This window comes from Stenotrophomonas sp. 05L44_2 (genome assembly GCF_056665995.1).
The window spans coordinates 1-2,598 of record NZ_JBFTNR010000603.1 but is presented as its reverse complement, the minus strand read 5'-3'; the positions used below and the strand labels follow the sequence as shown (position 1 = coordinate 2,598).

At 57.7% G+C, this 2,598-nt stretch carries 2 protein-coding genes; one reads left to right on the top strand and one right to left on the bottom strand.

Annotated elements, in window-relative coordinates:
- Positions 1-1,444: transketolase-like TK C-terminal-containing protein (locus AC1VAN_RS18040; protein ID WP_480986362.1), on the top strand; the 1,444-nt coding region annotated here is incomplete at its 5' end.
- A gap of 226 nt (positions 1,445-1,670) precedes the next feature.
- Here AC1VAN_RS18040 and AC1VAN_RS18035 read toward each other — a convergent pair.
- Positions 1,671-2,598 (bottom strand): hypothetical protein (locus AC1VAN_RS18035; protein WP_480986361.1); only part of this gene is annotated, 928 nt, incomplete at its 5' end.

Genomic DNA, 2,598 nt, shown 5'->3' with positions numbered 1-2,598 from the left:
GGACGACGAAGCGGTGCGCCACTTCCGCGACCGCTTCAACATTCCGGTGACCGACGCGCAGCTGGCCGACGGCCAGGTGCCGTTCTACCACCCGGGCCCGGATTCGCCGGAAGTGCAGTACCTGCAGGAACGCCGTGCCGCGCTGGGTGGTTACCTGCCGCAGCGCCGCCGCAAGGCCGAAAAGAGCTTCAATGCACCGAAGCTGGAAAGCTACGAGCGCCTGCTCAAGAGCAGCGGCGAGCGCAGCTACTCCACCACCATGGCCTTCGTGCAGAGCCTGAACATCACCCTGCGCGACAAGGAACTGGGYCCGCRCRTSGTGCCGATYGTGGCCGACGAAKCSCGTACCTTCGGYATGGAAGGCCTGTTCCGCCAGATCGGYATCTACGCGCCGKWMGGCCAGAAGTACAAGCCGGTCGACGCCGACCAGCTGATGTTCTACCGCGAAGACCAGAGCGGCCAGGTGCTGCAGCAGGGCATCAGCGAGCCGGGTGCGATCAGCTCGTGGATGGCCGCCGGTACCAGCTACTCGGTCAGCAACGTGCCGATGCTGCCGTTCTACATCTACTACTCGATGTTCGGTTTCCAGCGCGTGGGCGACATCGCCTGGCAGGCAGCGGACATGCGTACCCGCGGCTTCCTGCTGGGTGGTACCGCCGGCCGCACCACGCTGAACGGTGAAGGCCTGCAGCACGAAGATGGCTTCAGCCATCTGGTGGCCGGTGGCATTCCGAACGTGCGCAGCTACGACCCGACCTTCGGCTTCGAAGTGACGGTGATCCTGCAGCACGGCACCAAGGCGATGATGGAAGATCAGATTGACGAGTACTACTACGTCACCCTGATGAACGAGAACTACACCCACCCGGAAATGCCGGAAGGCGCGGCCGAAGGCATCGTCAAGGGCATGTACCTGCTGACCGACGCCGGCAAGCCGAAGAAGGGCGAGCTGCGCGTGCAGCTGCTGGGTTCGGGCACCATCCTGCGCGAAGCCATTGCCGCGGCCGAGCTGCTGGACAAGGACTTCGGCGTGACCGCCGACATCTGGAGCTGCCCGAGCTTCAACGAACTGCGTCGCGATGGTTTCGACGTGGAACGTGCCAACCGCCTGCATCCGGAAGGTGAGCAGCGCAAGGCCTACGTGACCGAGCTGCTGGAAGGCCGCCAGGGCCCGGCGATTGCCGCCACCGACTACGTGCGTGCGTATGCGGACCAGATTCGCGCGTTCGTGCCGATGAGCTACACGGTGCTGGGTACCGATGGTTTCGGCCGTTCGGATACGCGTGCGAACCTGCGCCGGTTCTTTGAAGTGGACCGGTACTACATCGCGCATGCCGCGATTGCGGCGCTGGCGAAGGACGGGAAGATGACCGCGAAGGATGTGGCCAGGGCGATCAAGCAGTACAAGATTGATCCGGAGAAGGCTAACCCTGTTGGGGTTTGAATTCCAAATTTACTCTAGCAAGATCTAGAAGAGGGGGCCGTTGGCCCCCTCTTCTATTGAATCAAAAATGACTCTTGGGAACTCGCCATCTGCGATAGCTGTAAGCATGCCGGCGCGCTTCGAGATCGACTTGGCCAAGCTGCCCAATAGCTAAATAAGGCGAATAAATTTGACGATCACAAGTGCCAACTGGGCACCTTCCACTCGCAAAGAGAGATCTTACAATTTACGCGGAGAGCTTGCTCCTCGCCAAGTAGGCGATCAAATTGTCGCCGACTGACATTACGCTTTCGTCGAAGTCGTGCGCTCTAAGGTGCTCATGGAAGAGGATGTTTCTCACGCGGTATATCTTCTCTGCGAAACTCTTGCCACTTCGATCATCAGCCATGTCATCAAGCAGTCTGTCTAGTGCGGATTCTGTACTGCCACATGGCGGAGAGAGGATCTCTCTAATTCTAGGTAATTCCTGATAGGACTTTTTGAAATCGTCAACGATGTCGCGCAGGGTTGTGATGTTCACGGGCGCGGCCGAATTCAATTTGGCGCGTATTGCCTCGGATCGCACCTTAAAATCGAGTCCAATCAGCATTTCAATAATCTGGTAAGCGTAAAAGAATCTCAGCAGGGCGAATGAAGCGTAGGGGTATAGGTTGAAAAATACCGAGCTTGCATACTGGGAATCAATAATGGGGTCCCTGACGGTAATTGTCTCGGGCGGAACGATGTCTATTCGGCAGTAGTCGCGAGACCCTCTGTGGCTATATATTCCATTCAGAAACAAGGAGGGATGAAATCTCGAGTGGTTCTCCTTGCCAATGACATCGTTCCATAATACAAGATAGGCATCTCCCTCAAGGAAAGGTATCTCGCCGGGCCTCTCAGCTTCAGCAGAACTGGAGGACATAGAGAAGTCTCCCTTAAATGACCGAGCGCACACCTCTAGAGCCGCAATGAGGCTATATGCCGCATAGTGCGGGTCGGAGTTGCGCGGATGTTGGGGTGACAACAGAGCCTGTCCCGGAATAACAAACCCGGCTGTCCTTCCCTTGTACCTAATCGTCGAAACGGATTGCTCTGGCAGTTCTGCCGACGAGGACACGGCGACGACTAGATACTCATTTGCGCAAGCCTTGGCAACTAAGGCTTGGTTGAGA